At 62.9% G+C, this 24,701-nt stretch carries 20 protein-coding genes; 7 read left to right on the top strand and 13 right to left on the bottom strand.

Annotated elements, in window-relative coordinates:
* Positions 1–49: 49 nt before the first annotated feature.
* On the top strand, positions 50–742 hold the full coding sequence (locus tag RM192_RS06930; RefSeq protein ID WP_311506813.1) for a 2OG-Fe(II) oxygenase: 693 nt from the start codon (positions 50–52) through the stop codon (positions 740–742).
* Complete coding sequence (locus tag RM192_RS06925) at positions 733–2,616, top strand: DUF885 domain-containing protein (RefSeq protein ID WP_311506812.1); 1,884 nt, start codon at positions 733–735, stop codon at positions 2,614–2,616. Before RM192_RS06930 ends, RM192_RS06925 begins: the two co-directional genes overlap by 10 nt.
* On the opposite strand, the gene RM192_RS06920 is transcribed toward RM192_RS06925, so the two are convergent.
* Together RM192_RS06920 and RM192_RS06915 are read right to left on the bottom strand one after the other, a co-directional pair.
* Entirely contained in the window at positions 2,613–4,220 is a 1,608-nt protein-coding gene (locus RM192_RS06920; protein WP_311506811.1) for a lysine--tRNA ligase, read from the bottom strand. The two genes, RM192_RS06925 and RM192_RS06920, sit on opposite strands and share 4 nt — an antisense overlap.
* A 125-nt stretch (positions 4,221–4,345) precedes the next feature.
* Positions 4,346–5,146: a flagellin gene (locus tag RM192_RS06915; protein ID WP_311506810.1), complete on the bottom strand. Its 801-nt coding sequence runs from the start codon at positions 5,144–5,146 to the stop codon at positions 4,346–4,348.
* A gap of 169 nt (positions 5,147–5,315) precedes the next feature.
* Between RM192_RS06915 and RM192_RS06910 the strand changes: the two genes are divergently transcribed.
* Together RM192_RS06910 and RM192_RS06905 are read left to right on the top strand one after the other, a co-directional pair.
* Positions 5,316–8,036, top strand: a complete 2,721-nt coding sequence (locus RM192_RS06910) for an ATP-dependent DNA helicase (RefSeq protein WP_311506809.1) — start codon at positions 5,316–5,318, stop codon at positions 8,034–8,036.
* Complete coding sequence (locus RM192_RS06905; protein ID WP_311506808.1) at positions 8,033–8,578, top strand: histidine phosphatase family protein; 546 nt, start codon at positions 8,033–8,035, stop codon at positions 8,576–8,578. Before RM192_RS06910 ends, RM192_RS06905 begins: the two co-directional genes overlap by 4 nt.
* Here RM192_RS06905 and RM192_RS06900 read toward each other — a convergent pair.
* The 5 genes from RM192_RS06900 to rpmF all read right to left on the bottom strand — a co-directional run bounded on the left by RM192_RS06900 (position 8,575) and on the right by rpmF (position 11,671).
* Positions 8,575–8,976 carry a MerR family transcriptional regulator gene (locus RM192_RS06900; protein ID WP_311506807.1) on the bottom strand — a complete coding sequence of 134 codons (402 nt, stop codon included), beginning with the start codon at positions 8,974–8,976 and terminating at the stop codon, positions 8,575–8,577. The two genes, RM192_RS06905 and RM192_RS06900, sit on opposite strands and share 4 nt — an antisense overlap.
* Positions 8,977–8,986: 10 nt before the next feature.
* Positions 8,987–9,283, bottom strand: a complete 297-nt coding sequence (locus RM192_RS06895) for an integration host factor subunit alpha (RefSeq protein ID WP_311506806.1) — start codon at positions 9,281–9,283, stop codon at positions 8,987–8,989.
* 124 nt (positions 9,284–9,407) lie between these two features.
* On the bottom strand, positions 9,408–10,385 hold the full coding sequence (locus RM192_RS06890) for a beta-ketoacyl-ACP synthase III (protein ID WP_311506805.1): 978 nt from the start codon (positions 10,383–10,385) through the stop codon (positions 9,408–9,410).
* Positions 10,382–11,464 (bottom strand): phosphate acyltransferase PlsX, encoded by a 1,083-nt coding sequence (gene plsX / locus RM192_RS06885; protein ID WP_311506804.1) that lies wholly within the window; start codon positions 11,462–11,464, stop codon positions 10,382–10,384. The genes RM192_RS06890 and plsX overlap by 4 nt, the downstream gene beginning before the upstream one ends.
* A gap of 27 nt (positions 11,465–11,491) precedes the next feature.
* A complete protein-coding gene (rpmF, locus tag RM192_RS06880; protein ID WP_054106339.1) occupies positions 11,492–11,671 on the bottom strand; it encodes a 50S ribosomal protein L32 in 180 nt (59 codons plus the stop codon).
* Positions 11,672–11,930: 259 nt separating this feature from the next.
* Between rpmF and RM192_RS06875 the strand changes: the two genes are divergently transcribed.
* The gene (locus RM192_RS06875; protein WP_311506803.1) at positions 11,931–12,323 is read left to right on the top strand and encodes an MAPEG family protein; all 393 of its coding nucleotides are present in this window, start codon (positions 11,931–11,933) and stop codon (positions 12,321–12,323) included.
* A 48-nt stretch (positions 12,324–12,371) separates the two neighbouring features.
* Here RM192_RS06875 and RM192_RS06870 read toward each other — a convergent pair whose 3' ends face one another.
* Complete coding sequence (locus RM192_RS06870; protein WP_409233793.1) at positions 12,372–13,040, bottom strand: MBL fold metallo-hydrolase; 669 nt, start codon at positions 13,038–13,040, stop codon at positions 12,372–12,374.
* Between the two features lie 46 nt (positions 13,041–13,086).
* Positions 13,087–13,800, bottom strand: coding sequence for a S24 family peptidase (locus RM192_RS06865; protein ID WP_311506802.1), 714 nt, complete (start codon positions 13,798–13,800; stop codon positions 13,087–13,089).
* Between the two features lie 113 nt (positions 13,801–13,913).
* On the opposite strand from RM192_RS06865, the gene RM192_RS06860 reads away from it, so the two are divergent.
* Together RM192_RS06860 and RM192_RS06855 are read left to right on the top strand one after the other, a co-directional pair.
* Positions 13,914–14,102, top strand: a complete 189-nt coding sequence (locus tag RM192_RS06860) for a hypothetical protein (protein ID WP_311506801.1) — start codon at positions 13,914–13,916, stop codon at positions 14,100–14,102.
* The gene (locus RM192_RS06855) at positions 14,092–14,469 is read left to right on the top strand and encodes a hypothetical protein (RefSeq protein ID WP_311506800.1); all 378 of its coding nucleotides are present in this window, start codon (positions 14,092–14,094) and stop codon (positions 14,467–14,469) included. Before RM192_RS06860 ends, RM192_RS06855 begins: the two co-directional genes overlap by 11 nt.
* A 73-nt stretch (positions 14,470–14,542) precedes the next feature.
* Here RM192_RS06855 and RM192_RS06850 read toward each other — a convergent pair whose 3' ends face one another.
* From RM192_RS06850 to RM192_RS06835, 4 genes are read right to left on the bottom strand one after another with little or no spacing between them, the layout of a single operon-like run.
* A complete protein-coding gene (locus tag RM192_RS06850; RefSeq protein WP_311506799.1) occupies positions 14,543–19,114 on the bottom strand; it encodes a hypothetical protein in 4,572 nt (1,523 codons plus the stop codon).
* A complete protein-coding gene (locus tag RM192_RS06845; protein WP_311506798.1) occupies positions 19,114–21,150 on the bottom strand; it encodes a hypothetical protein in 2,037 nt (678 codons plus the stop codon). The genes RM192_RS06850 and RM192_RS06845 overlap by 1 nt, the downstream gene beginning before the upstream one ends.
* The gene (locus RM192_RS06840; RefSeq protein WP_311506797.1) at positions 21,150–23,144 is read right to left on the bottom strand and encodes a heme-binding protein; all 1,995 of its coding nucleotides are present in this window, start codon (positions 23,142–23,144) and stop codon (positions 21,150–21,152) included. The genes RM192_RS06845 and RM192_RS06840 overlap by 1 nt, the downstream gene beginning before the upstream one ends.
* Complete coding sequence (locus RM192_RS06835; protein ID WP_311506796.1) at positions 23,144–24,601, bottom strand: multiheme c-type cytochrome; 1,458 nt, start codon at positions 24,599–24,601, stop codon at positions 23,144–23,146. The genes RM192_RS06840 and RM192_RS06835 overlap by 1 nt, the downstream gene beginning before the upstream one ends.
* Positions 24,602–24,701 lie beyond the last annotated feature (100 nt).

The following is a 24,701-nucleotide window of genomic DNA, read 5'->3' as shown; positions in this document are numbered from 1 at the left end:
TCCAGTTCGGACCAATTGACTTGCCTTGCGCTGATCGAGTGGATGTCGCATGATCGGGAAAGCCATGGCCATTCTCCGCCGAAAATCCGTAAACACCGCAGAACAGCAAGCGCTTAAAAGCGTTGGCGAGATCGTGCGCACCCGTTTGTCGGGCGATCCCGGCGTCTATCGCATACCGGTAGATGATCTTGAAATATTCGGCGTGGCCGATTTCTTTTCGCAACCCGAATGCGAGAAGCTGATGGCCATTGTCGACAGCGTTGCCGTGCCCTCGCCGAGTTACAAGGGCACGGATTCGAGCGGCCGCACCAGCTTCAGCGGCGATGTGGACCCGTTCGAGCCGTTCATCATGATGCTCCAGCGGCGGATTGACGACCTCATGGGAATCGATCCCGCCTTTGGTGAGACGATTCAGGGCCAGCGTTATGCGCCGGGCCAGGAATTCCGCGCGCACTACGATCACTTTCTTCCGTCCCAACCGTTTTGGGATCTGGAACAAAAGCGCGGTGGCCAGCGTAGCTGGACTGCAATGGCCTATCTCAACGCCGTCGAAGAAGGCGGGACGACCGACTTCACTCGCATCAACCTGACGATCCCGCCACAGCCGGGTGCACTGCTGATCTGGAACAACATGAAGCCCGATGGCACGCCCAATCCCAATTCCATGCATGCCGGAATGCCGGTTGTGCGCGGGACCAAATACGTGCTGACCAAGTGGTACCGGGCGCGTCAGTGGCATTGACTCGCTGGCAGGCAAGCGTTTCCACAGCGCTTGCCGCAACCTTTGCAGCGGCGCTGCTTGCCCCAGAGTCGGCACAAGCCCGCTCACCCTTGCAGAACGATCCTGCAGCAGTCGCGCGGATCGACAGCGCACCGGCGCCTGCCAACAAGCTGGCCGCGAACGCCGCGCTCGACCGGCTGTTCGCCGAGGATGCTCGCGCAAATATCGACCTCGACCCGCTGGGCGCGCTGGAACAGGGGCGCAGGGTTTCAGTGCCGCAGTTCGAACTCCTTTTCACGCCCCGGCTCTCGGCCATGCGCCGCGATGCAAACAACCGGGCGCTGGCCGGTTTGGCCCGCATCGACGCAGCAAGACTTGACGAGGGGCACCGCATTTCCCGCGCAGTTTTCGAGGACGCGAAGCGTAGCGAGCAGGCCCTCTTAAGACCTGAAATCGCCGTTTTGCTGGACGTCCAGCCTTTCAATCATTTCGGCGGCTTCCACGTAAGCTATCCCGAACTGTCAGTACCAGGCAGCGGTGTCCCGCTTGAAACGGTTGCAGATTACGAACTGCTGATCGCGCGCCACCGGGCCCTGCCGCGTGTGATGGATCAAGCCATGGCCCGGTTCCGCGAAGGCATCGCAAGCGGGGTGACCGAGCCGAGACTCATCGTGGACAACATGATCGTGCAGATCGACGGACTGCTCGCGCAACCGGTCAAGGCCTCTCCCTTCCTCACACCTGCAAGACAGTTTCCGGAAACGTTTTCCACGTCCGACCGGCAGAGGCTTACACGCGACCTGACTCTCGTTACCCGGCATGATGTCTATCCCGCCTACCGCGCGTTGCGCCGCTTTCTGGCTGAGGATTACCGGCCTGCCGCGCGTGAACAGGTAGGGCTGTCGGCGCTTCCCGGTGGCGAACAGCTCTACCGCGTGCTTGCGCGATCACACACCACGCTCGATCTCGATCCGGCAGCGGTGCACGAGCTTGGCCTTGCCAACGTGGCGCAAATCCAGACGCGGATGGAGGTGGTGAAGCAGGAACTTGGCTTTACCGGGCCGCTGCGCCGATTTTTCGATCATATCCGCAGCGATCCCCGCTATCATCCCCGCACCGAACGGGAACTGGCCGAAGGTTTCCGCGCGACCGCGCAAAAGGTCGATGCGCTTGCACCGCGCTTTTTCCTCCAGCTTCCGCGCACCCCGCTGCAGATCCAGCCCTACTTCGCCTATCGCGCCCGGTTCGAGGCCGGCGGAAGCTATGCGCAAGGATCGGCCGATGGTGTCCAGCCGGGCGTGTTCTTCTTCAACACATACGATCTGAAAAGCCGTTTCCTGACCGGGATCACAACGCTTTATCTGCACGAGGGTGCGCCGGGACATCACTTCCAGATCAGCCTTGCGCAGGAAAATGCCGACCTGCCGGATTTCCAGCGCTTTGGTGGCAACACTGCCTATATCGAGGGCTGGGCGCTCTATGCCGAAACGCTTGGCTACGACATGGGCCTCTACAGGGACCCGATGCAGCACTGGGGTACGCTCGACGACGAGATGCTGCGGGCCATGCGGCTGGTGGTTGATACAGGCCTGCACACCAAGGGCTGGACTCGCGAAGAGGCAGTGACCTACATGCTCGCCAATTCCGGCATGGGCCGCAGCGACGCCGCCGCCGAAGTTGACCGCTACATCGCCAATCCGGGGCAGGCGATTGCCTACAAGATTGGAGCGCTCACTATCCAGCGTCTGCGCCGCGAAGCCGAAACCGCACTTGGCGACCGCTTCGACATACGCCTGTTCCACGAGCAGGTGCTGGGCAGCGGCGCGCTGCCTATGCCGGTGCTGGAAGCCAAAGTGCGTGGCTGGATCACCCGGACACGCACTTTGGCTCGTTAATCGCCTAGCGCCTCGGCAATCAGTTCGCGCGTGTTGCCGACGCCGTAGAGCGCGATGAAGCTGCCCATGCGCGGCCCCTGCGGCGATCCCAGCAGGGTTTCGTAAAGGCATTTGAACCAGTCGCGGAGCTGCTCGAACCCGTAATGCGGGTCCTTGCCGATTTCGTAGACGATGTTCTGCAGTTCCTCCGCCGTGGCGTCGTCGGAGGTGCCAGCCAGTTCTTCGTCCAGCGCCGCAAGCGCCAGTGCCTCGTTGCTCTCGGGCTTGCGACGCTGAAGCGTGGGAGCGATGAAATCTCGGTTGTAGGCGAGAGCGCGCGTCACCAGTCCGTCGAGCGCCGGATGGGCTGCGGGATCGGCGTTCTCGACATAGTTGGCAAGGTAGGACCAAACCTGCTCGCGCGTGGCCCCGGCGCCCAGCACGCCCACAAGGTTCAGCAGCAGGCCATAAGTCACCGGCAGGCTTTCGCCGTCGCCGCCATGGTAACCGTTAGTGCGCAGCAGGTGCCATACCGGGTTGCCGAGCTGCTGCTCGACCGGCTGCGCGGGCAGCTTCTCGCGGAACTGCCAGTATTCATCGACCGCGCGCGGAATGATCCCGACGTGCAACGACTTCGCGCTCTTGGGTTCGCGGAACAGGTAAAAGCCGAGCGACTCATCGCTGCCGTATTCCAGCCATTGCTCGATGGTCAGGCCATTTCCCTTGGACTTGGAAATCTTCTCGCCCTTCTCATCGAGGAAGAGTTCGTAGATCAGTCCTTCGGGACGACGCCCGCCCAGCACTTGCGCGATCCGGCCCGATTGCGTGACGCTGTCGGTCAGATCCTTGCCGCACATCTCATAGTCGACGCCGAGCGCGACCCAGCGCATCGCCCAGTCAACTTTCCACTGCAGCTTTGACCAACCGCCCAGAATGCTGTGCTCGACCGTCTCGCCAGTGACGTCCTCGAACCGCACGATCCCGGCCTCGGCATCGACTACTTCGATCGGCACCTGCAACACCTGACCGTTGGTCGGCGAAACCGGCAGGACGGGAGAATACGTCTTTCGGCGTTCCTCGCGCAGCGTCGGCAGCATGATATCCATGATGCCCTGATAATGGCGCAGGACGTTCTTTAGCGCATCGTCAAAGCCGCCGGCGTTGTAGCGGTCCGACGCCGAGACAAATTCATAATCGAAGCCGAACTGGTCGAGGAAATCGCGCAGCATCGCGTTGTTATGATGCGCAAAACTCTCGTGTGTCCCGAACGGATCAGGAATACGGCTGAGCGGATGGCCTAGGTGAGCCTCGAGAACAGCCTTGTTCTCGATATTGTCAGGCACCTTGCGAAGGCCATCCATATCATCGGAAAACGCAACCAGCCGCGTTGGGTGACCGCCGGTCAGCGTCTCGTAAGCGCGGCGCACCAGCGTGGTGCGCAGGACTTCCTGAAACGTGCCGATGTGCGGCAGGCCTGATGGACCGTAACCCGTTTCGAACAGGACCGGCACCAGATTGCCCGCGGCATCACGTTTGCCACCCGGAAACCGCTTCACGAGCTTGCGGGCTTCCTCGAAAGGCCATGCCTTCGATGTCTGGGCGGCGGTGTGGATGGCGTCTGTCATAGTGCCCGCCCTTTTGCGCGCGGGCGCGGCTTGCGCAAGCAAAAGCTGGTTTTAGGCCATACCGAAAGGGCGGAACCGCGCATCCGCGATCCCGCCCTTCCGTGGAGGCCGCTCCTGAGGGAGGCTTACTTCAGGAGCGAAAGAACATTCTGCTGGGCCTGATTGGCCTGCGCGATCATCGCGGTGGATGCCTGGCTGAGGATCTGCGCCTTGGCCATGGCGGTCGTTTCCGCCGAGTAATCGGTATCCTGAATGCGGCTGCGGGCATCCGAGAGGTTGGTGACATTGTCGTTGAGGTTGTTGACCACCGATTCCAGCCGGTTCTGCGCCGCACCGAACGAGGCACGCGCCGCGCTGACTTCGGCAAGCGAGGTATCGGCATCGGTAATCGTCGTGGTGGCGTTGGCAACGTCGCTCACGTCGAAGGCAACTGTCGAGATGCCCTTGCTGGTGATCGTCACGACGTCGGTTGTTTCCGCGCCGACCTGAATGTCAAAGGTGGTGTCAGTCGTGCCGAAGACGTTGTTGCCGTTGAATTTCACGGTTCCCAGCACATCGTTGATCTGGGTGTTCAGTTCCTGGACTTCCGAATTCATGTAATCGCGATCGGTGTCCTGATAGGTCGCCGACTTGGCCTGCACAGCCAATTCGCGGATGCGCTGCATCATCGCGGTCACTTCATTCAGCGCGCCGTCGGCGGTCTGGGCGAAGGAAATGCCGTCGTTGGCATTGCGGATGCCTTGGCCCATGCCCTTGATCTGCGATGTCATGGTGGTGCTGATTGCGAGGCCTGCAGCATCATCCTTGGCGCCGTTGATACGCTTGCCGGTCGACAGGCGTTCCATGGCCATGCCGAGCATCTTGTTGGCCGAGTTGGAAGCATTGGTAGCGCGGATGGCGCTGATATTCGTGTTGATGACTGCCATGTCCCATTCTCCACTATGGGGCGAAGCCGGGTTGCGCTCCGCGATTGGTCCCGCTGAGAAGGACGGCGGGCGGGCGGCGCTATTAAGCCCGGGGGTAAATAAACCGGCGCGCGCCGCTTTGACGCGTTCGCCCTTGCCCCTTGTTCCATTCCTGTTCTAACGCATGCGGGTGACGGACCGCCCCGCCCTCCAGCTTCCCGCCATCCACGCAAGCCACGGCGGCTGCTGGCTGCGTGACGGATTTGCCACGCGCGGCGTCGGCAAGGGCGAGGCGATCGTGGCGGCGGCAGACACGCCGCTGCTGATGCTAAACGCGCCGCTTGTGGCCAGCCGCCTGGGCTATCCTGATCTTTCGGGGCTGGACCTGCTCGAACTCTACGCCTTCGTTCATCCCGCCCGCTTCGTCGTGCCGACGCCCAAGGGGCTGGCGCATGCGCTCGGCCTCGACGAACCCCAAGGCGACGACAAAGTACCCCTTCTGCTTCAGCAAGCCGCCGAAGCGCTGCTGTCGATGTGCGAGCGCGCCGATTGGCTCGAGCGCGAGGGCGCGTGGACAAGCCTGCAATCGCTGGTGAAAATGCGCTGGCCCTGGGCCACCCTGCTCTCGCCCAGAATCGCCAAGCCGGAGCGCGCAGAGCGCTGGCTGTTCACCCGCCTGCCCGAATGGGATGAGACGCCGGAACGCCCGCAACCCGCGCAAGTGACGCTGGATGCGCAGGCCATCGCAAGCCGACTTGCCGAGCTCACCGGCGCCGGTGCCGAAGCGCGGCCAGCGCAGCAGGACTATGCGCACGAGGCAGGGCGCACCTTCCAGCCGCGCATGTCGCAGCATCACCCGCATATGGTTCTGGCGCAGGCAGGCACTGGCACGGGCAAGACCTTCGGCTATCTTGCCCCAGCCTCGCTCTGGGCCGAACGTTCCGGCGGCACGGTCTGGGTTTCGACGTATACCAAGGCGCTGCAGCGCCAGCTCCGCCGCGAAAGCCGCCGCGCCTTCCCGGCTGAGCGCGATGGCAAGCCGCCCGTCGTGGTGCGCAAGGGGCGCGAGAATTACTTATGCCTGCTCAACCTTGAAGACGCGCTGCAAGGCGGCTTCGGCGGACGCGCGGCCATCCTCGCACAGTTGGTCGCGCGCTGGGCCGCCTACTCGCAGGACGGCGACATGATCGGCGGCGATCTGCCGGGCTGGCTCGGCACGCTTTTCCGCAAACGCGGCATTGCGGCGCTGACCGACCAGCGCGGCGAATGCGTCTATGCCGGGTGCCCGCATTACCGGAAGTGCTTCATAGAACGCGCTGCCCGCGCGTCTGCCAGCGCCGAACTGGTCATCGCCAATCACGCGCTCGTCATGGTCAATGCCGCGCGTGGGCGCGATGCGGCGCAGCGCCCCACCCGTATCATCTTTGACGAAGGCCATCACGTTTTCGAAGCGGCGGATTCAACGTTCTCGTCTGCCCTGACCGGTGCCGAGACGATTGAGCTGCGCCGCTGGGTGATCGGCCCCGAAGGTAAATCGCGTGGGCGGCGGCGCGGGCTTTCGGCACGCCTTGCCGATGTCGCCAGCTATGACGAGGAAGGCGAACGGGCCATCGCCCAGGCGCGCGAAGCCGCCGACGCCTTGCCCAGCGAAGGTTGGCTTGCCCGCATCGTCGAAGGCACGCCCTCCGGCCCGATCGAAGGGCTGCTTTCTGCGGCCCGTGCGCTGACCTATGCCCGCGATGAAAGCGGCGGACAGGACGCGGGCTACGGACTGGAAACCGAAGTCGCCCAGCTTGACGGCGCGTTCATCGAGGTGGCGGGCCGCGCGCAGGAATCACTGGAGGCCTTGCGCAAACCATTGGTCCGCCTTGGTCTGCGGCTGGAGGCGCTGATCGAGGACGGGCCGGACTGGCTTGACGGCCCCGCCCGCGCCCGGATCGAGGGCGCGCGCGGTGCGATCGGCTGGCGCACCGATCTTGTCGCCGGATGGATCGCCCTTCTCGCACGGCTAGGCGGTCCGGGCGATCCCGACTTCGTCGACTGGGTGGCGGTCGAACGCTCGGACGGGCGCGAATGGGATGTCGGGCTGCACCGGCATTATCTCGACCCGATGAAGCCGTTCGCGCACAGCGTTCTTGCACCGGCGCACGGGGTGATGATGACGTCGGCCACTTTGCGCGACGGCGACGATTGGGACAGCGCGGTCCAGCGCAGCGGCGCGACACACCTCGACATTGCACCACACCTGTTTGCAGCGGAAAGCCCGTTCGATTACCAGAATCAGGCCGAAGTGCTGATCGTGACCGACGTGGCCAAGGGCGATATTCCCGCTCTCGCCGCCGCTTATGGCCGCCTTATCGAAGCCTCGGGCGGTGGCGCGCTGGGCTTGTTCACCGCCATCCGCCGGCTGCGCGCGGTCTATGGCCGCATTGCCGACAGGCTGGCGCGCGGTGGCTTGCCGCTGTTCGCGCAGCATGTCGATCCGATCGACACCGGCACACTGGTCGACATTTTCCGCGACGATCCGCGCGCATCGCTGCTCGGCACGGATGCCCTGCGTGACGGGGTCGACGTGCCGGGCCATTCGCTGCGGCTTGTGGTGATGGAACAGGTGCCCTGGCCCAAGCCTTCCATTCTGCACCGGGCGCGGCGGCTTGCGAGCGGCGGGCAGGCCTATGATGACCGCATCATCCGCGCGCGCCTTGCGCAGGCCTTTGGGCGGCTGATCCGCTCGTCGGGAGACAAGGGCCACTTTGTCGTGCTGTCCTCCGCTTTCCCGTCGCGCCTGCTCAGCGCCTTTCCTGCCGGAACGCCGATCCGCCGGGTCACGCTCGATGTGGCTTTACAAAGCGTTGCGGGCGGTGTTTCTGAAGCGGAAGCCGCGCCCACGCGAACGGAGGGGATTTCGTGAAAACAATCGCGCTTTTCCGCCATGCGAAATCTGACTGGAGCGACGCCCGCGCGCGGGATTTTGACCGCCCGCTCAACGAACGCGGCCAGCTCGGTGCACGGGCAATGGGCGCCTATATCAAGGCAAGCGGGCGACAGTTCGATCGCATGATCGCCTCGCCCGCCGTCCGCGCCGCCGAAACGGTGGAAGAAGCCAGCAAGGCCTGGGGCTGCACCTTCAAGGTTGAATGGGACCGGCGGATCTACCTCGCCAGTTCTGCCACCCTGCTCGATCTGCTCAAGGAACTCGAAGGCGATCCGGCGAGTGTGCTGATGGTTGGCCACAACCCGGGCCTCGAAGACCTGATTTTCGACCTCGTGCCCGACGACGGATCATCGCCCTTGCGAGACGTGGTCGAGCAGAAGTTTCCGACCGCAACATTTGCGGTCATCGAACTGGACGTGGAGCGCTGGGCCGACGTCACCGAAGGCTGCGGCAAGCTGGTCGAACTGATGCGTCCGCGCGACCTGGACCCGGCGCTGGGGCCGAGTCTCGTCGACTAACCGTTCAGTGCCGCGGCCAGCCGGTCGCGGATAGCACGGATCGCGTCCGCAACACCCGGAACTGCCGCTGGCAGCGTTGCGGCGACAGACGGCTCAGCGACAGACGCCTTCTTCCCGCGTAACGCCTGCCTTGCCCCCTTGATCGTATAGCCCTCATGGTTGAGGAGTCGATTGATCTCAGTCAGCAAGGCGACATCCTGCGGGCGATAGTAACGGCGGCCACCCGCGCGCGTGAGCGGGCGCAGCGCCGGGAACTGCTCTTCCCAGTATCGCAATACGTGCTGGCGAATGCCAAGGGTCTTGGCCACCTCGCCGATCGTGCGAAATGCTCCGGGATCCTTGCCGTCGCCGGCATCCGGCACGCCGTTTTCGGGATCTGGGAGAAGAGGTGTATCCATGACCAAGCCCTCAGCCTTGGCCGATACGGTCCTTCAGCATCTGGCTTGCGCGGAAGCTCAGAACGCGGCGCGGCGTGATGGGAACTTCGATCCCCGTCTTCGGATTGCGCCCGACGCGTTCTGCCTTGTCGCGTAGCAGAAATGTGCCGAAGCCGGAAATCTTGACGTTCTCGCCCTCTGCAAGCGCACCGCACATGTGCTGCAGAATTGATTCCACCATCTCCAGCGAATCCGCGCGTGAAAGCCCAACCCGGCGGTTGATGCTTTCAGCAAGATCAGCGCGCGTCAGAGTCCCGATCGACCGCATCCCCGACTTCCCCCATTAATTGATTGATCCAAGGGGACGCAGAATAACGCCGATTCTCAAGAACGCAATGCAATGCCTTGGGGACAAAGGATAACGACAGCTACCGCCCCAAATCGGTGCAGGATCACACCCGTGCGAGGCAAGCGCCCCACGTGAATCCGCCGCCCATCGCCTCGAACATCACGAGATCACCCGGCTTGATCCGCCCGTCCTGCACAGCCGTATCATATGCCAGCGGAACCGATGCTGCACTCGTGTTGGCGTGACGATCTACCGTTACGATGACCTTGTCCGGCGAAAGGCTGAGCTTGCGCGCAGTCGCATCGAGAATGCGCAAATTGGCCTGATGCGGCACGACCCAGTCGATGTCATCGGAAGTGTGGCCGGAAGCCGCAAGCACTTCGGTAAGGACATTGGCAAGATTGGTGACGGCGTGGCGGAAAACCTCGCGCCCCTTCATCCGCAGCTTGCCTACCGTTCCGGTGGTCGACGGTCCGCCATCGACATAGAGCAGTTCGTTGTGCGCGCCATCGGCGTGGAGGCGCGTGGCGATGATTCCCGGCGCTGCGGGATCAGCTTCGTCAACATCCTGCGCCTCGAGCACGACCGCACCCGCGCCATCGCCGAACAGAACGCACGTGGTGCGGTCATCCCAGTCGAGAATACGGCTGAAGGTCTCTGCGCCAATCACGATAGCGCACTTGGCCATGCCGGTGCGGATCATGGAATCGGCTGTCGCCAGAGCGTAGAGAAAGCCGGAACAGACCGCAGCGACATCAAAGGCGATACCGCCGTTGCAGCCGAGGTTGTGCTGAACAATCGTCGCGGTGGCCGGGAACGTCTGGTCGGGCGTGGCGGTTGCCAGCACGATCAGATCAACCCGTGCTGCGTCGATGCCGGCCGCAGCCAGCGCCTTGCGGGCGGCTTCGGTGGCCAGAGTCGAAGTCGTCTCGCCTTCGCCCGCGATGTAGCGATTGTGGATACCGGTGCGTTCGACAATCCACTCGTCGGTGGTGTCGACCATGGTCGCCATTTCGGCGTTGGAAACCGCACGCTTTGGCAGGGCCGAACCGCTGCCGCGAACAACCGCACGAACTGTCATGCCGCGTTCTCGCCCTTCATTGCCGCTGATCTTCCCCGCCCGGTTGTACGAATGGCCTCTGCGCCCACGCGTGCAAGGTCGGCCTTGATCCGTTCGGTCAGGTTTTCCTCAAGCAAGCGCGCGGTGACTGCCACAGCATTTGCCACGCCAACCGCAGATGCGCTGCCGTGACTCTTCACGACAATGCCATTCAGGCCGAGGAAAACTGCGCCATTGTGATTGTTAGGATCAAGGTGGTGCTTGAGCAGTTCGGTGGCGGGGCGCGAAATCAGGAACCCGACCTTGGACCGCAGCGACGACGAGAAGCTCCGGCGCAGCAGGTCCGCAACGAACCGGGCCGCACCCTCCATCGATTTGAGCGCGATGTTGCCGGAAAATCCGTCTGTCACCACCACGTCGACATCGCCGCGCGAAAGCTTGTCCGCCTCGGTGAAGCCATCAAAAGACAGGGCGAGATCACCAGCCAGCGCCTTGAGCTGGGTAGCCGCATCGCGCAGCGAATCGGTGCCTTTGGTTTCTTCGGTGCCGATGTTGAGCAGGCGTACCCGCGGCGCATGGAGATTGCTGACGATGCGCGCATAGGCAGCGCCCATGATCGCGAACTGCACGAGGTTGCGCGCGTCGCAATCGGTGTTCGCACCCAGATCCAGCATGACCAGATCGTTATCGCCAAGCGTCGGCAGCAAAGCGGACAGCGCCGGGCGATCGATGCCGGGCATCGTGCGCAACGCCAACTTGGCCATGGCCATGAGCGCGCCAGTGTTGCCCGCACTGACGGCAGCACCTGCATCGCCTTGTTTCACGGCGTTGATCGCCATGCCCATCGATGTGGTCTTGGCCCGGCGCAGAGCCTGCGTCGGCTTTTCGTCACCACTGACGATGTCCGGGGCGTGGAGAATCTCTGACGCCCCGCGCAAGTTCGGATGATTTTCGAGCGCCTGCTTGATGCGCTCCTCATCGCCGACGAGAAGGAACTTGAAGCGGTCATGGCGACGACGGGCAAGTGCCGCGCCCTCAACCATAACGCGCACGCCCTCATCGCCGCCCATCGCATCGACGGCGATACGCGGCAGGCTCATGTTCCCGAATCCCCCCCGTTGATGGGCTTAGAGCCCGACGGCGATGACTTCGCGACCGTTGTAGTGACCGCAAGCGTTGCACAGATTGTGCGGACGCTTGAGTTCACCGCAGTTCGAGCATTCGTGGAATGCATCGACGCTCAAAGCGTCATGGCTGCGGCGCATGCCCCGGCGTGAGGGCGAAGTCTTTCTTTTGGGGACGGCCATTTCGGCACCTGTTCCTGAAATTGCGTAGTTTGTTGCGGGCGCGATAGGGAAAACCGGTCCATCGCACAAGTCCAATCCCGATCATCAAACCGGAAGCTGGAACCGTACGCAGCGACGAGCGCAGCAGGAACGGGATTCGCCAAACGCAGGCGAAGGCGCGCCTATACGGATTTTCTGATGCTTTGCAAGCTTGCCCACGTTACCAAGGACGCCGGTCGGGTAGTCCCCGGCACGATATCGAGGGGGAGTACCAGAAGGCATGACAATTTTGCCCATTACGCTGTGCGCAGCCGCCGCTGCGGCAGCAATCAACATCTGGCTGTCGTTGCGCATCGGCATGATCCGCACGTCCCGCAAGATCAGCATCGGCGATGGCGGTGACATGGATCTGATCGCGCGCATGCGGGCGCAGGCAAACTTCATCGAGAACACACCAATCGTGCTCGTGCTGATTGCTACGGTTGAACTGGCCCGCACCGGAAACCCGTTCCTGCTGGGCGCTGCGGCGATCTATTCGCTCGGGCGTGTGGCCCACGGCATCGGCATGGATGGGGGCCGTCTCGGCTTCCTGCGGGCCGCAGGCACCTTGATCACCATGCTGACCCAGCTTGGCCTGGGTGTCTGGGCTGTGTCCATCGCACTGGACATGTAATGGGGTGTGAAGGCCCTGTGCTGCACGCAGAGGGCCTTCACAGACTCGTCATCGCAACGCGTAATCGCTGACGTATGCGTTGGTCTGCCGTTCCTGACCGAACGTGCTGGTCGGGCCGTGGCCGGGCACGAACGTGATGTCGTTACCCAGCGGCCACAGCTTCTGCGTGATCGAATCGATCAGGTCCTGATGATTGCCCATCGGAAAATCGGTGCGACCGATTGATCCTTGAAACAGCACGTCCCCGACAATCGCGAAGTGCGACGGCGCGTGATAAAAAATGACGTGGCCGGGCGTGTGGCCAGGGCAATGGATGACGTCGAGTTCCAGTTCGCCAATCGTCACCGTTTCGCCATCAGTCAGCCAGCGGTCAGGCTCGAAAACTTCGCCGGTGATACCCCAGCGCTTGCCGTCTTCATCGAGGCGTGAAATCCAGAAGCGGTCAGCCTCGTGCGGCCCCTCTACCGGCACGCCGAGATCACGTGCGAGAATGCCGGTCATCCCGCAGTGATCGATGTGGCCATGGGTAACGAGCAGCTTCTCGATTGTGACGCCTGACCGCGCAATCGCCATCCTCAGCTTGTCCAGATCGCCGCCCGCATCGATGAATGCGCCCTTCATGGTCTTGGTGCACCACACCAGCGTGCAGTTCTGCTCGAGCGGGGTGACGGGAATGATGGCCACTTTCATGGGCGGCTCTGGGGGCATCTGGTTCATTGCCCGGAAATGGCCATTGCGGGCTGATTTGGCAAGGCGGGTGCGATCACAACCGCCCGCCCTTCCAGACAACCCGGCCAAGGACATCGACGTCCTGCATTGGCCGCTCCATGCGGGGGTAGGCCGTATTGTCGGAAATGATCCGCAGCGTGCCGCCGGGCCCTGATTCGAGCCGTTTGACGAGCAGCACATCGTCGAGCCGGATGACGTGGATGCCGGCGCGGGTCGGGCGCGGTGTGCGGTCCACAAGGATCTCGTCGCCGTCGCGCAGGGTCGGCTCCATCGAATCGCCCTCGACCTCGATCACCGAAAGCATGCCCGGCTCCAGCCCCTGCGCCTTGAGCCAACGGTTTGAGAAGCGCAGCCGGCCGGAGGGAATTTCCTCTGCGGCGTGCGCTCCCGGCCCTGCCGATGCCCCGAGCGGCAAGCGCGGAATGTCTGCCCACTCGGCGAGTGACGCGCGCACGCCCGGCAGCGGAGATCGAATCATCCCCTGTCCTCCCTGCCCCTGTCCCTGCCCAGTCACCACCGCGTCTTCACGCAGACCCGCCCCCAACTCACTTTCGGCCACGCCAAAGAATTGCGCGAGCGTTTTTCGGTCGTTCTCCTCCAGTTTACGCGGGCTGCCCTTGCGCACGAACTGCTGCAGATAGGTCGTGTTCCGCCCGATCAGGCCTGAGAGCGCCGCGAGGCTAACCCCGCGGGCGCCGGCCAGCGTGACGAGACGCGAGCGGGCTCCGGCTTCCGTTTCAGCATCCATCCGACGTCACTCCACTTTCGAAGGACTTTTCCTAGCCTTGTAGGATTTGAACGTCAACATAGGAAAAATCCTATTTCGAGTCGTCGCAGCAAAATCCGGGAGGGTCCATACAGATGCTCATCCGCAAGATTGAAAAATTCCTAGACCAGACCGGCATGCCCGACACCAAGTTCGGCAGGCTTGCCGCACATGATCCACGCCTTGTGGGCGACTTGCGCAACGGCCGCGAGCCCCGTTCCGCAATGGTAAGGCGTGTAGAACATTTCATGAACACTTTTGGAGGCACTGTCCATGCTGCTTGATCGTCACGCGTTCGAAACCAAGTCCGAAGCTGTTACAAGCCCCCCACCCCGCCGCCTCACTTCAGCCGAACGCCTGATGCGCGCCATCCGCGAGATCGCCGGACCGCTGGCCGAAGTCCTGAGCCACCGCGAAGTGCCATGGGCCAGCATCACCTTCACCGGGGCCCGTCACGTGCTCGCGCTGCGCTTTGCAGGCGGCGAAGCGGTCAGCGATGGCGAGCGCTTCATCGCGGCCCTGCCCGAACATGAGTTTCGCGTGCGCGGCAAGCTTGTGGCTGACGCCAGCGTTGGCCGGATCGATCACGAATTGCTTCCTGCCCCCTTGATGGAAGTGGAATGCGAAATTCTGGTTCTCGACGAGGATTGAAACGGTCAGCGATCAGGCAGGAGGTTGCCGGGTGCCTGCGTGGGCACCCGGTCTCCTCTCCAACTCGTGATCCTTAGTGATCCATCCGCGAAAGCAATGGCGCTGTCTTCGCGCCCACCCACAGGCTCATGTCCACAGCGTTGGACACCCGGAAGACGTTGCCCTTGCTGTTCAGAAACAGCTCTTCCATTTCAGCGCGATTGAACGGACGCGATCCCAGACGGCCGAAGACTGCCATCTGTCCGCCGGTTTCATCGACCCCGCGGTCGCGGTCGAGGCCCTTCGACAAGGCAAGCGCTGGGGACGGTGTTTTGGCCCACGCGATCAGTTCGGGCTTGGGCTCAGGCGAGAAGCCATAGAAGTTGGGCTGGCTCGACGGTGACGTCAATTGTAGCACCTTCATCCCGTTCCGCCCATCTGCCACGTAGGCAAAGAGCGAGGCGTTGGTCGAGGCAACGATCACGTCTTCGGCATCGTTCAACTGCCCGTCAGCCGTGTAGCTTGTGTAGATCGAAGGCCGCGTGGGCGCGGTGATATCCACGATCACCAGGCCCTGCGCCTTGGCTGCGACATAGGCATATGTGCGCGAAAGGTAGACGCGACGAGCATCGGCCAATGGCAAAGCCGCGCCGACAACAGCCTTTGGCTCGGCGAGGTTGGTCACATCCATCAGTTCAAGGCCGTTGGCGGTCGTCACCCACAGATAACGGAACTGTACTGCCGTTGCGCGCGGATCGCGCAGAGGCACAACCGATGTAATGCGCGGATCGAGGCAGGTTTCACCGCCCTTGGCTGCGCTCACTTCACAAGCCTTGTCCGGGCTCCACGGCTTGGTCAGGTGGACGGTGACCAGCGCCTTGTCGGTAACCACATAGGCATAGTCGCCCGCCAGCGTGATGTGCCTGGCGCCGCTCAGCACGCCGTCCGGATTGAAGGTGAGCGCGCGGGTGAAGAAGTTGTTGCGGAACTCACCATCGGCCAGCGTATCGACATTGACCGCAATCAGTCCTTCGACCGCGTCGGTGACGAAGGCGTAGTGATAGATCGGCGAGAACGGCTGCTCCTGGTTGATCCCGCGCAATTCGGGCGAATTGCGCGTTGGCGCAATCGCCTGATTGGTCGGCAAGGCCATGCAGGTTGCGTTCGTGGTATCCACCCGCGTGTCATGCCCCATTGGCGAGAATGGCGCGGTCAAGATGCGTTCGGACGTGCCCTTATTGCCGATAGAGGCAATGTCATAGGCGCGGAAACCACCCTTGCCCTCGGCGACGAACATGTATTCGCCGCGCATCTGCAGGCAGCGGACCGCGTCCTTGGTGCCTTCTACTACGTTGGTGAACTGCTCGTGCCCGGTGGATTCGCCCGAGAGCTTGCCGTCCATCGTCTTGCCGCGTGTCCAGTTCTTGAGCTCGCGCCCATTACCTTCGACATGCTGTTTCCAGTAGTCGGGGTAGGCGTAGCGGTGGAGGTAGGAACCGATCACGGCTTGTGGTTCGTCCCATTCGGTCACGCGCACGGCCTCGAAACCTCCGTCGAGGCCAAACCACGCGTTCATGCCGACAAAGTTGACGTAGTTGGTGCCGAGCAGCAGCAACTGCGCCATCGTCGCATTGTTGTCGTCATCCTTGCTGACGTGGCAATCGGTGCACTGTTTGGTCTCGTTCTTGCGCACCGTGTGCGGGAAGTGCGGCGCGAAGGCCTGTGACGAGTAGCCGATCGATGAAATCGGCGGCTGCTGCACATAGATGCGTTCGCGGTTGATGTTGGTCGACGACAGGATCAGCGCCGAAGTCGAGCGGATGGGCGCAGTGATCGCCTTGCCGCTGACCGGGTTGCCCGACGCATCGAACTGCACCGGATCGCTGCCCGATGACTTGTTGCGCTGGTGCTTGCCAAGCTGGAACATGTCATCGCGTGCAACCTGCGGATTATAGGTTGCATAGTTGCGGGTGTAGTCTTCCTCGTACTTGTGTGTGGCCGACTTCCAGTTCGCCTCGATCGGCAAGTGGCAGCCTGCGCACGAGGTTGTCCATGACAAGTGGCAGGTGAAGCAGGCCATGTCGTCGTCGCCATGCGCGCGCTCTGCCTTGGGAATACCGGTTCCGAACTTGTATACGCCATCGTCCGAAGCCGACTTGGCCATCAACTTGGCGCGGGCGGCCTTGGGATTGAAGATCGGCTTGCCTGCCGCATCCATCTTGCCCGCAAAACGCGCGTCGACGGAGTCCTTCACCAGGCTGATTTCCCAGGAAAGCTTGGGATCGATGATCGAGCGCTGGACGAGCACACGGCGACCGCCGGCCTGATTGAACCACTCGAAGCGGCGCTGACCATCGGCATTACGCAGGAGCGAGAGGTTGTTGCCCTTTTCGGGTGCGGCCATGTTCGAGGTCAGCAGCGTCGGATAATTATCGGGCGTGCCGTGGCAATCCTTGCACCCTATCTCGACCGCATTGGCGACTTCGCCATAGATCATGCCGTTGCCGTGGCTGTCCTGCGAGAAGTGGCAATCGGCGCATTGCATGCCAAGCTGGGCGTGGATGTCCATCATGTGGACCGCCTTGCCGGGATTGTCGGGACCGGGTTCGACAAACTTGCCCTCAGCGCCTTTGCGGAATTTTTCGGGATCATCCGGCGAGATGATGTGCGCCTTGTCGGTGCCATAGGACGACATGTCGCCATCATCATCGAGCAGGTTGCCCCGGCGGTCCCGCTTCAGGATCGCGCGGAAGTTCCAGCCGTGGCCGTGGTAATCGGCGAACTGGGTATCCTTGAGCTGATCGTTCAGGTCATAGACGTTGCGCAGGAACTCGACGTCGCGCCACAGGCCGCGCGTGGACGCGCCTTCCGGATTGCGGTCGAGAACTTCGCGCTGCTCGTCGATGGTCGGCTGGAACTGTTCCCTGAAAATCCTGCTGTAATCGGCGTCCGACATGCCGGTGGGCTTGGGCGCGCGGTTTTCCGGTCCGGGCCACATCGAAGGCGCATCGGATTCGTAGTCCCACATGGTGTAGCCGAGATACGAATTCAGGAAGATGTTCGGCTGGTGCATGTGGCAGTTCATGCACTGCGCCGTGGGAATGGCGCGGGTGAAAGCGTGAACCAGCGGGTGCCCGCGTTCACGGTCTTGCAAAGCAACCGGACCGGCGGGGGCATGGTCGTCGCCGTGGCCAGCGCCAGCCTTGGCATGGCCCTTTTCATCAAGCCCGGCCATGGCATGGGCCGAGGCCTGATCCATCCTGTCATGGTCCATCGTGCCATGCGGCGCGACGCCCTTGGCGGGCGCATAGACGAGCTGCTGTGCTGACGAGATCGCATTGGCGCAATCTTCCTCCGAGGCCTCGGACTTGCCAAGGTAAGCCCCCTTCCCGCCCAGAACCGTGCCACGCACCTTGTCGTGATGCTCTTCCTTGGCGGAGTCGTAGGAACCGTAAGCGCCCTTGCGATGCTCGCCCTCGCGCAAACCATTGATCGTCGGATCGGCCGTCACCGTCTGCCCGTCGCGCCCGCACTTGGCATAGTTCAGGCTGTGGCGCGGTTCGCGGTCGTTGGCGTAGATCACGTGGCACGCAGCGCAGCCCGATGAGCGGTAATCGCCCGGCTGGTCATTGGTGCCCATCTGGAACAGGAACGGATCGTTCAGGCGCGTCTTGTGAATGTTCAGCACCGGAATTGCGACGCGCAAACCGGTAGCAGGGCCACGGTTGGACTGCTTGAGATCGGGACGGCCCGGCTCCTCAAGTCGCTGGATCAGGCCAGTCGAGTTGGGTAGGCCGATTTCAGGGAACTGCGGGTTGATCGTGCGGCCGCCATCTTCGAACACGCGGAACACGTCGCCCGGCGGGATCGTGTGCCAGCGCGGCAGCGGATACATGATCGGCAATGCGCCGCGCGCCTTCTCCTTGGGCGTGACCGTCCCCCACATCGGCTTGCCATCAGGGCCGATTTCCTTTGACCCGGACTTGAGCAGCGCAGGCTCTCCGCCACGGGTAAAGCTTTCGCCGAACATGTAGTTCTTGAACGGGACAATGCCATTGTTATAGGCCGCGCCGCCCCACAGCATCGCGCCGGTCGACATCAGCGAGCGTTCCGACGCCTCGATGATCGACATGTGGCAAGCGCCGCAGGAATCGCGCGCGACGCGGTAGTCAGACGGATTGACGAAGCGGATGAATTCCGGGCTTTCCTTGCCCATCAACGCATAGGACCGCTTCGGATTGGCCGACGACGGCCAGCCCCATGCTACCGGATACTTCGGCAGGACGTGGGCGTCCTTGAGCGCGCCCATATACTCCATGGAATTGCGATTCCACGACTTGTCCGCGACCACCTTGCTGTTACCGCCGTGGCAGTCAGCGCACGACAGCACCACCGCAGGGCTGGCGTGCATGGTGCGATGGTCGCTCTGCGTGTGGCAACTGACGCAGCCTGCGTTCTGCTTGTCGACGAAGGCCCATTGCTCTTCCGCCGTATCGCCCGGCTGGCCGCGCGGTGCGGCGGGCGCGCGGGTGTGCATGACCTTCTGCGCTGGTTCCTCGCCCGAGGCGTAAAGCGCGCTCGGCACCAGCAATGCGGCCAGCGCCGCCATCAGCCAAGCCAAAGGGAGAGTGCGTTTGCGGCGCGTCAGTGTCATGGTCTCAGTCATCAGAAGGCCAGTGTCGCGTTGGCGAGAACAGAATAGAAGCGGCTGGCCTTGCCCTGTTGCGCGAACAGATCATCAAAGCCGCCGCCCGGTTCGAGCACTGCGCCGGACAGACGGAAAACGAGGTTCTGCGAGGCATTGGGGCGCCAGATTGCCGATACCGAGGCATCCCAGCCAATATCCTTGGGGATCGAACCTTCGTTGCGCAGGACTTGCAGCACTTTGGTATTCTCGAACCACAGGTGGTTGACGTTGGTCGACACGCGCATGGTCGGCGTCAGGTCGAAGTCCGCACCCAATCCAAGCAGCATCGTGCCGGGGTTGGTGAAATTCGACTGGCCCTGCTCCTTGGACGAGCGCAGCGAATTTAGAATGCCATTGCGACCGTTGATCGAGATCGCGCGGCCACCGCCTGCGAACGGGATGGTCTGGCGGATCCAGTAGCTGGTATCGGCCCCTGCGAACTGGGGGTTCTCGAAGATTGCGTCGAACCCGCCTTCGACCTTGTCATAAGGATCGCTGTCGCCGCTGGCCCACAGGCCCGACAGGCGGATGCGTGTCCAGTCGATGTCATAGCTGAGTTCGGCGGCCGCCATGAACGCCTTGATCTCGGCAGGGCGGCTGGTCAGGAAATTGTTCCGATCCTCGCCCAGCGCGGCATAGACCTGCGCGGTGAGGTTCAAGCGCCCGATGTGGCCGTCTGCCGCATAGCCCAGATAAACCACATCATATTCGCGCCCACGCAGATCGCCCAGCAACGCAGGGCGCACCGGGAAGCCGTTGGTATCGACATGGACCTCGTTGCGCTCGCGGTTCATGTTGTAGGTGACCGAGACCTGGCTGGTCAGGCCCACCACCGGAAAGTCCTGGCGGTATAGGTTGGCCATGAACACCCAGTCATTGCGCGGTGCCTGGCTAACGTCGTTCAGCCCGGAATTGGTTTCCTTCTCAAGCCGCCAGTACGCGGCGAGATTGAACTGAAAGCGGTTGTTGTCGCGGTTGCCGAACAGGCGGATACCTAGCTGGTTGTCGTTGAACAGGAACCCGCGAAAATCGGACTGCATCGGCTGAATACCGGTGCGCAAACTGACAAAATCGTACCGTTTCGTGTCGAAACGGCCGATATGGTAGTCGATAAACGCTTCCTGCAGCCCGATGAACGCATCGGTGCGGCGCGTGCCCTTGGACGGCTCGACGAACAGCACGCGGCGTTCCGGCACCTGAACGTGATTGATGTTTGCCGCCACCGCGATGCGATATTCCACCACCGGCGGCTTGTACGCGGTCATGCCCTTGAGCAGCGAGACACTGGCGATGAAGGTCTGCGACAGCACGAGGCTGTTGCTGTGGCCAAACGTGTCGATTGCGTTCGGGTTGGTCGTTGTCTGGTTGCCGACCGGGATCGGGAAGCTGCGCGGCTCCACCACAGTATCGGAAACCGCGCCCGCCAGCAGGAACCAGTCCTCGCCCTTGAGGAAGCCCGGCCGCTTGCCCCTAGCCAGCGGTAGATCGCCCTTCAACAGGTTGTGATGGAAGGGATCAAGCTTTGAATGGCAGACATATTCAAGCTTGGGGAACAGCGTGTAAAGCGCACGGTCCTTCTTGCCCGTCGCTGCGTCCTTCTGCGGACAGAGCGACGACATGATCCGCCAGCGGTCGGGCAGACTGACGTCAAGCCCAAGATCGCCGATCGGCCCTTCGCCATCGTATTTGTCGTAAAATGCTTCGGGCGGCGGCGCGTTCACCGCGCCCGGATTGTCCTGCTCGACCCGGTCGGGGAGCGCCTTGTTGAAGCCAGGACGGCGGCGGCCGTCGATAAGGGCACCGTCGGCTTCGGTTTCGCCGCCGGGCAACGCTGAATTGGTGGTCGCCGTTTGCGACGCCGTGTCGGATTGTGGCGTCGTTGCCTCTTGTGGTGCCGCCGCGCCCGGCTGCGCAGCCTCAACCGCCGCAAGAACACGGAACGGCAAGGCCATAGGCGGCGGAGCCGGTTGCGAGAGGCCGAGAGCGGGCGCGATCAGGGCGATGACCTGCTGCATCATTTGCCCTCGCAGGCGTTCTGTTCGGACGTGTCGAGGAACGGCGCGAACGGACAGTTCACGTAGCGCAGCCTGACCCCCGACCCGACCGGCACAACAATCGTATCGGCGCGAATAGCCTTGGGCGCGTTGCCAATCCCGCCGACTTTCGCCCCGCCATTATGTGCGCCGAGGAAGGCGATCATATCGTCCTGGTCGATACCGTCGCCCGAAATGCCGATGGCACCGACCAACTGGTTGCCGCGATAGATCGGCACCGAGCCTGGGAAAATCTGGATGCCGTTGGCTAGCCGCTTCTTGCCCGTTGGCGTGTCGGGCACAGCGGTGCAGGTCTGCGCCACGTCCCGCGCGTTGAGTGAACCCTGAACGAATACCGCGTGTTGCAGCAGGTTGGCTTTGACCAACGCGATCTGCAGGCCGGTTGCGAATGGGCTGAAATCGGTGATCGGGCGGGAAAGCGGCCCATTGGGACGACCGACTTCACCATCGGGAAAGAACGGGCGCGACAGATTGCCGCCAGACCGGTCGGCAAAGGCAATCTTGCCGGTGAGCGCCGTCTGGTCACCCAGAAAGTCGCGGGTGCGCTGCACGAAAGCCGGGATTTCGGCGTCGGTATCATCGCTGAGTTGCTGCGCGGCCACGCTGCTTGAAAAGAAAGCAGCTGTCCGTGCCTTTTGTAGCGACACGTCGATGCCGAAAATCGGCGCGTCAGGCCCGCGCACCAGACCCAGCACTTCGCCGAATGTATCGACCACCGAGATCGAAACCTGAGCGCGGCTGTCGAGCGGGCGCCGGATCTGCGCGCGGGCGCGCGTCATGATGGTGAACGCCTCTTCAAGCACAGCGCGCACTTCAGCGGCTGTGAGCGGCTGGCTGATCGTGCCGCCGTCGGTCGCCGCCTTGATCGGATAACGGTTGCTGCCAGACCCGTTGCTCAGGACGTAAGCATCAGACAGCGAGAATTCCGACGAATTGGCCCGGCGGATGCCGCTCTTCTCGGTGCCATAGGCTGTGCCGGCAAGGACCGCCGAGCCATCGAAATACCCGCGTACCGGGATCAGCGTGCCGATCACATTGTTGATCGCGGCAAAACTGGTTTCGAGCGCATGCAGGCCTTCAACGCGCGCATCGGCAAAGCGCAGGGTCGAGCCATCGACCGTGATACGGTCGGCGCGGATGTCCGCCGCAGGAGCGAAGCCCTGTATGCCCGCCAGCGCCATGAACTCTTCGGGATCACCGTCAACGTCGGTCACGTTCGGATCGTAGCCATAGTCGCCATCAGCCATCACGCCGATGGCGCCCACGACCACGCCATTCTTGTAGAGTGGCAATCCGCCGGGATCGGCGGCGAGCCCGAGCGGCGAGCGCTTGGGACCGATGAACGCCGAAGAGCCCGCGTTACCGGCGATGAAACGCGCGGCAAGGTCTGAACAGGGAAGCTGGCTGAACTGCACGCCGAACAGCGGTCCAGCCTCAAGCCCCGGTGTGTTCGGCGCTGGCGGGAAATGCTCCTGCACGATCATGCTGGCGGTGCGGGTGGAGAAGGCATTGCCGCTGGATGACAGATAGGCGGCGGTTACCGCCTTCGAGATCGCGCCCATCGTCGCGTCGACCTCAAGACCCTGCGCATCGACTTCGCGCGGCGAAATCTCTCCGGTTGCCGTGCGGCGACTGGTGAACATGCGCGTGAGCGCGCCGTTCATGCGGAAAACGGCCAGCACGTTTCCGACGCGGTCCACCACCGCGATGATCGCTGGATAGTTGAGCGCCTTGGCCTCACCCACCGCCTGCGCGATGATCTGCTGCACTTCGGCCGCAGTCAGCGCTTCCTGCGCCGGATCAGCAAAGAACCGGGCGCTTGTGGTTGGCGTCGGGCTTGGCGTGGGGGTGAACGTCCCGCCCGATGACGAATCACCGCCGCCGCACCCCGCCAGTGCGAGCGAAAGCGACGCCGCGATGGCCGTCGACTGGCGCAGAACCAACGGCAACCGCATCAGCGCAGGCTCCGGATCGAACGGACCGCACTGCCGAGCGCCTTGCGGAAGGCGAGCGGCTGGAACCCGTTCGGGTCGCGGACAGCCGCGTAGGCCTGGTTGATCTGGATGCGCAGATTGCCTGCCGACGACGGCGCGACCATGCCCTGGTTCACCAGCCCGTTCAGCAGCGTATCGACCGCCATGACTGACTGCACAGCACCTTCATAGTCGGTGAAACGCTCGCCAATGGCCTCGCTCGCAATCGAGTCCATGATCGCAAAGGTCTGGTCGCGGGTGAACGAGGCCGAGGCAAAGCGCGACGAAAGCTGGTCAGCCGACTGACGCAATTCCTGCGCAGCCGCGACGGTTTCGGCGCGATTTGCCGCCATGGCGCGGTGGAAGGCCTTGCTCTTCGCATCGAATGCAGTGGCGGCATCGGGCGCGACCACGCGCGCCGCCGCCAACAGCATGATCATGTTTTCATCGTTGTACGGCGGCATGCCGAGATGGACAGGACGACCTGGATTAGGCACGGCCGTAACGTTGCCATCTTCGCCATCGTAGATCCGGCGGTGGCACGAGTGGCAGTCATAGAAGGTGAATTCGGGGAAGATGCCGTCCACCGCCCGCGCGGGCTGGCTGAACAGTTCAAGGCTGCGCTTGACCGCTTCGGCCTGCCCGACCGCCCACATCCGCATGCCGTTGGTCTTGCCGCCCTTACGCTGGACATAGTCGGCGTCTTCGTCGTGATGTTGCTGCAGCGTGGTGAACAGGTCCATCTCGAATGAAATACGCGGATGGCCTGCCGCCATGATGCGGTGCGCGATGAACTGGCCCTTGGCATCGCCCGAGAAGTGGCAATCGAGGCAGACTTGCGCCTTCACCTGTGGACGTGTGAGATCGGTCATGCCTTGGGCAACGTTGCGCGCGTGGCTCGCCCCGACGGTATAGTGCGTCGAGAGCCAGCCGCTGGATGCGCCGTGGCAGGCCTCGCAATCGACGCCATCGGAAACACGGGCGGCGCCGGGCGACGAATGGCACCCGGCACATTCACGCTGCACGCCTGCGGCATCGAGGCCCATACGCCTTACGATTGCCTGTCCTCGCGGCTCCTGAATGACGCGCCATGCGCGGCTGTGCGCTCCGGTGGGCGATGAGTCTTCCTGCCAGCGCATGAGTTCGTCTTGCCGGACGACGGTGCCATCGGCTGCGCTGCGACCATGACAAGTCGAACCAGCGCATGAAGCAACGCCCTGATGGCCGCGCAAGGTTGCACCCGCGCTCTGAGCCTGCACTGCAGAAGGAGAGATCAGCGAAGACGCGCCAAGCGCTGCCCCCGCCATGGCGAGGCAAGCGGCAAACGCTATTGCGCCGGAACGCGGAACAGCCGTGAGCAAAGCGCCGAGCCGCCGGATTGACAGGAAATTGTCGAGCATTGCCCCTCGTCCCCACCGGTCCCCGAACGGCCGGGCCATTGCCCTGTACCGCACGCTTGCCGGAAGTGCTGCAATGCGACCCCGATAAACCGAACCTAGGCCAGTCTGCCCCTGCGGTTCAAGTGGCTATTCATGTTTC

Origin of the sequence: Novosphingobium sp. MMS21-SN21R, assembly GCF_031846015.1 — a bacterium.
Lineage (GTDB): Bacteria > Pseudomonadota > Alphaproteobacteria > Sphingomonadales > Sphingomonadaceae > Novosphingobium.
This window is presented reverse-complemented; position numbering and strand designations above follow the sequence as displayed.

Excerpts from the sequence above, each read along its gene's own strand:
- RM192_RS06930 (WP_311506813.1), top strand. The coding sequence starts at position 50 with ATGATCGGGAAAGCCATGGCCATTCTCCGCCGAAAATCCGTAAACACC.
- RM192_RS06920 (WP_311506811.1), bottom strand. The coding sequence starts at position 4,220 with ATGACAGACGCCATCCACACCGCCGCCCAGACATCGAAGGCATGGCCT.
- RM192_RS06915 (WP_311506810.1), bottom strand. The coding sequence starts at position 5,146 with ATGGCAGTCATCAACACGAATATCAGCGCCATCCGCGCTACCAATGCT.
- RM192_RS06900 (WP_311506807.1), bottom strand. The coding sequence starts at position 8,976 with ATGGATACACCTCTTCTCCCAGATCCCGAAAACGGCGTGCCGGATGCC.
- RM192_RS06895 (WP_311506806.1), bottom strand. The coding sequence starts at position 9,283 with ATGCGGTCGATCGGGACTCTGACGCGCGCTGATCTTGCTGAAAGCATC.
- RM192_RS06890 (WP_311506805.1), bottom strand. The coding sequence starts at position 10,385 with ATGACAGTTCGTGCGGTTGTTCGCGGCAGCGGTTCGGCCCTGCCAAAG.
- plsX (WP_311506804.1), bottom strand. The coding sequence starts at position 11,464 with ATGAGCCTGCCGCGTATCGCCGTCGATGCGATGGGCGGCGATGAGGGC.
- rpmF (WP_054106339.1), bottom strand. The coding sequence starts at position 11,671 with ATGGCCGTCCCCAAAAGAAAGACTTCGCCCTCACGCCGGGGCATGCGC.
- RM192_RS06875 (WP_311506803.1), top strand. The coding sequence starts at position 11,931 with ATGACAATTTTGCCCATTACGCTGTGCGCAGCCGCCGCTGCGGCAGCA.
- RM192_RS06870 (WP_409233793.1), bottom strand. The coding sequence starts at position 13,040 with ATGAACCAGATGCCCCCAGAGCCGCCCATGAAAGTGGCCATCATTCCC.
- RM192_RS06865 (WP_311506802.1), bottom strand. The coding sequence starts at position 13,800 with ATGGATGCTGAAACGGAAGCCGGAGCCCGCTCGCGTCTCGTCACGCTG.
- RM192_RS06860 (WP_311506801.1), top strand. The coding sequence starts at position 13,914 with ATGCTCATCCGCAAGATTGAAAAATTCCTAGACCAGACCGGCATGCCC.
- RM192_RS06855 (WP_311506800.1), top strand. The coding sequence starts at position 14,092 with ATGCTGCTTGATCGTCACGCGTTCGAAACCAAGTCCGAAGCTGTTACA.
- RM192_RS06850 (WP_311506799.1), bottom strand. The coding sequence starts at position 19,114 with ATGACTGAGACCATGACACTGACGCGCCGCAAACGCACTCTCCCTTTG.
- RM192_RS06845 (WP_311506798.1), bottom strand. The coding sequence starts at position 21,150 with ATGCAGCAGGTCATCGCCCTGATCGCGCCCGCTCTCGGCCTCTCGCAA.
- RM192_RS06840 (WP_311506797.1), bottom strand. The coding sequence starts at position 23,144 with ATGCGGTTGCCGTTGGTTCTGCGCCAGTCGACGGCCATCGCGGCGTCG.
- RM192_RS06835 (WP_311506796.1), bottom strand. The coding sequence starts at position 24,601 with ATGGCCCGGCCGTTCGGGGACCGGTGGGGACGAGGGGCAATGCTCGAC.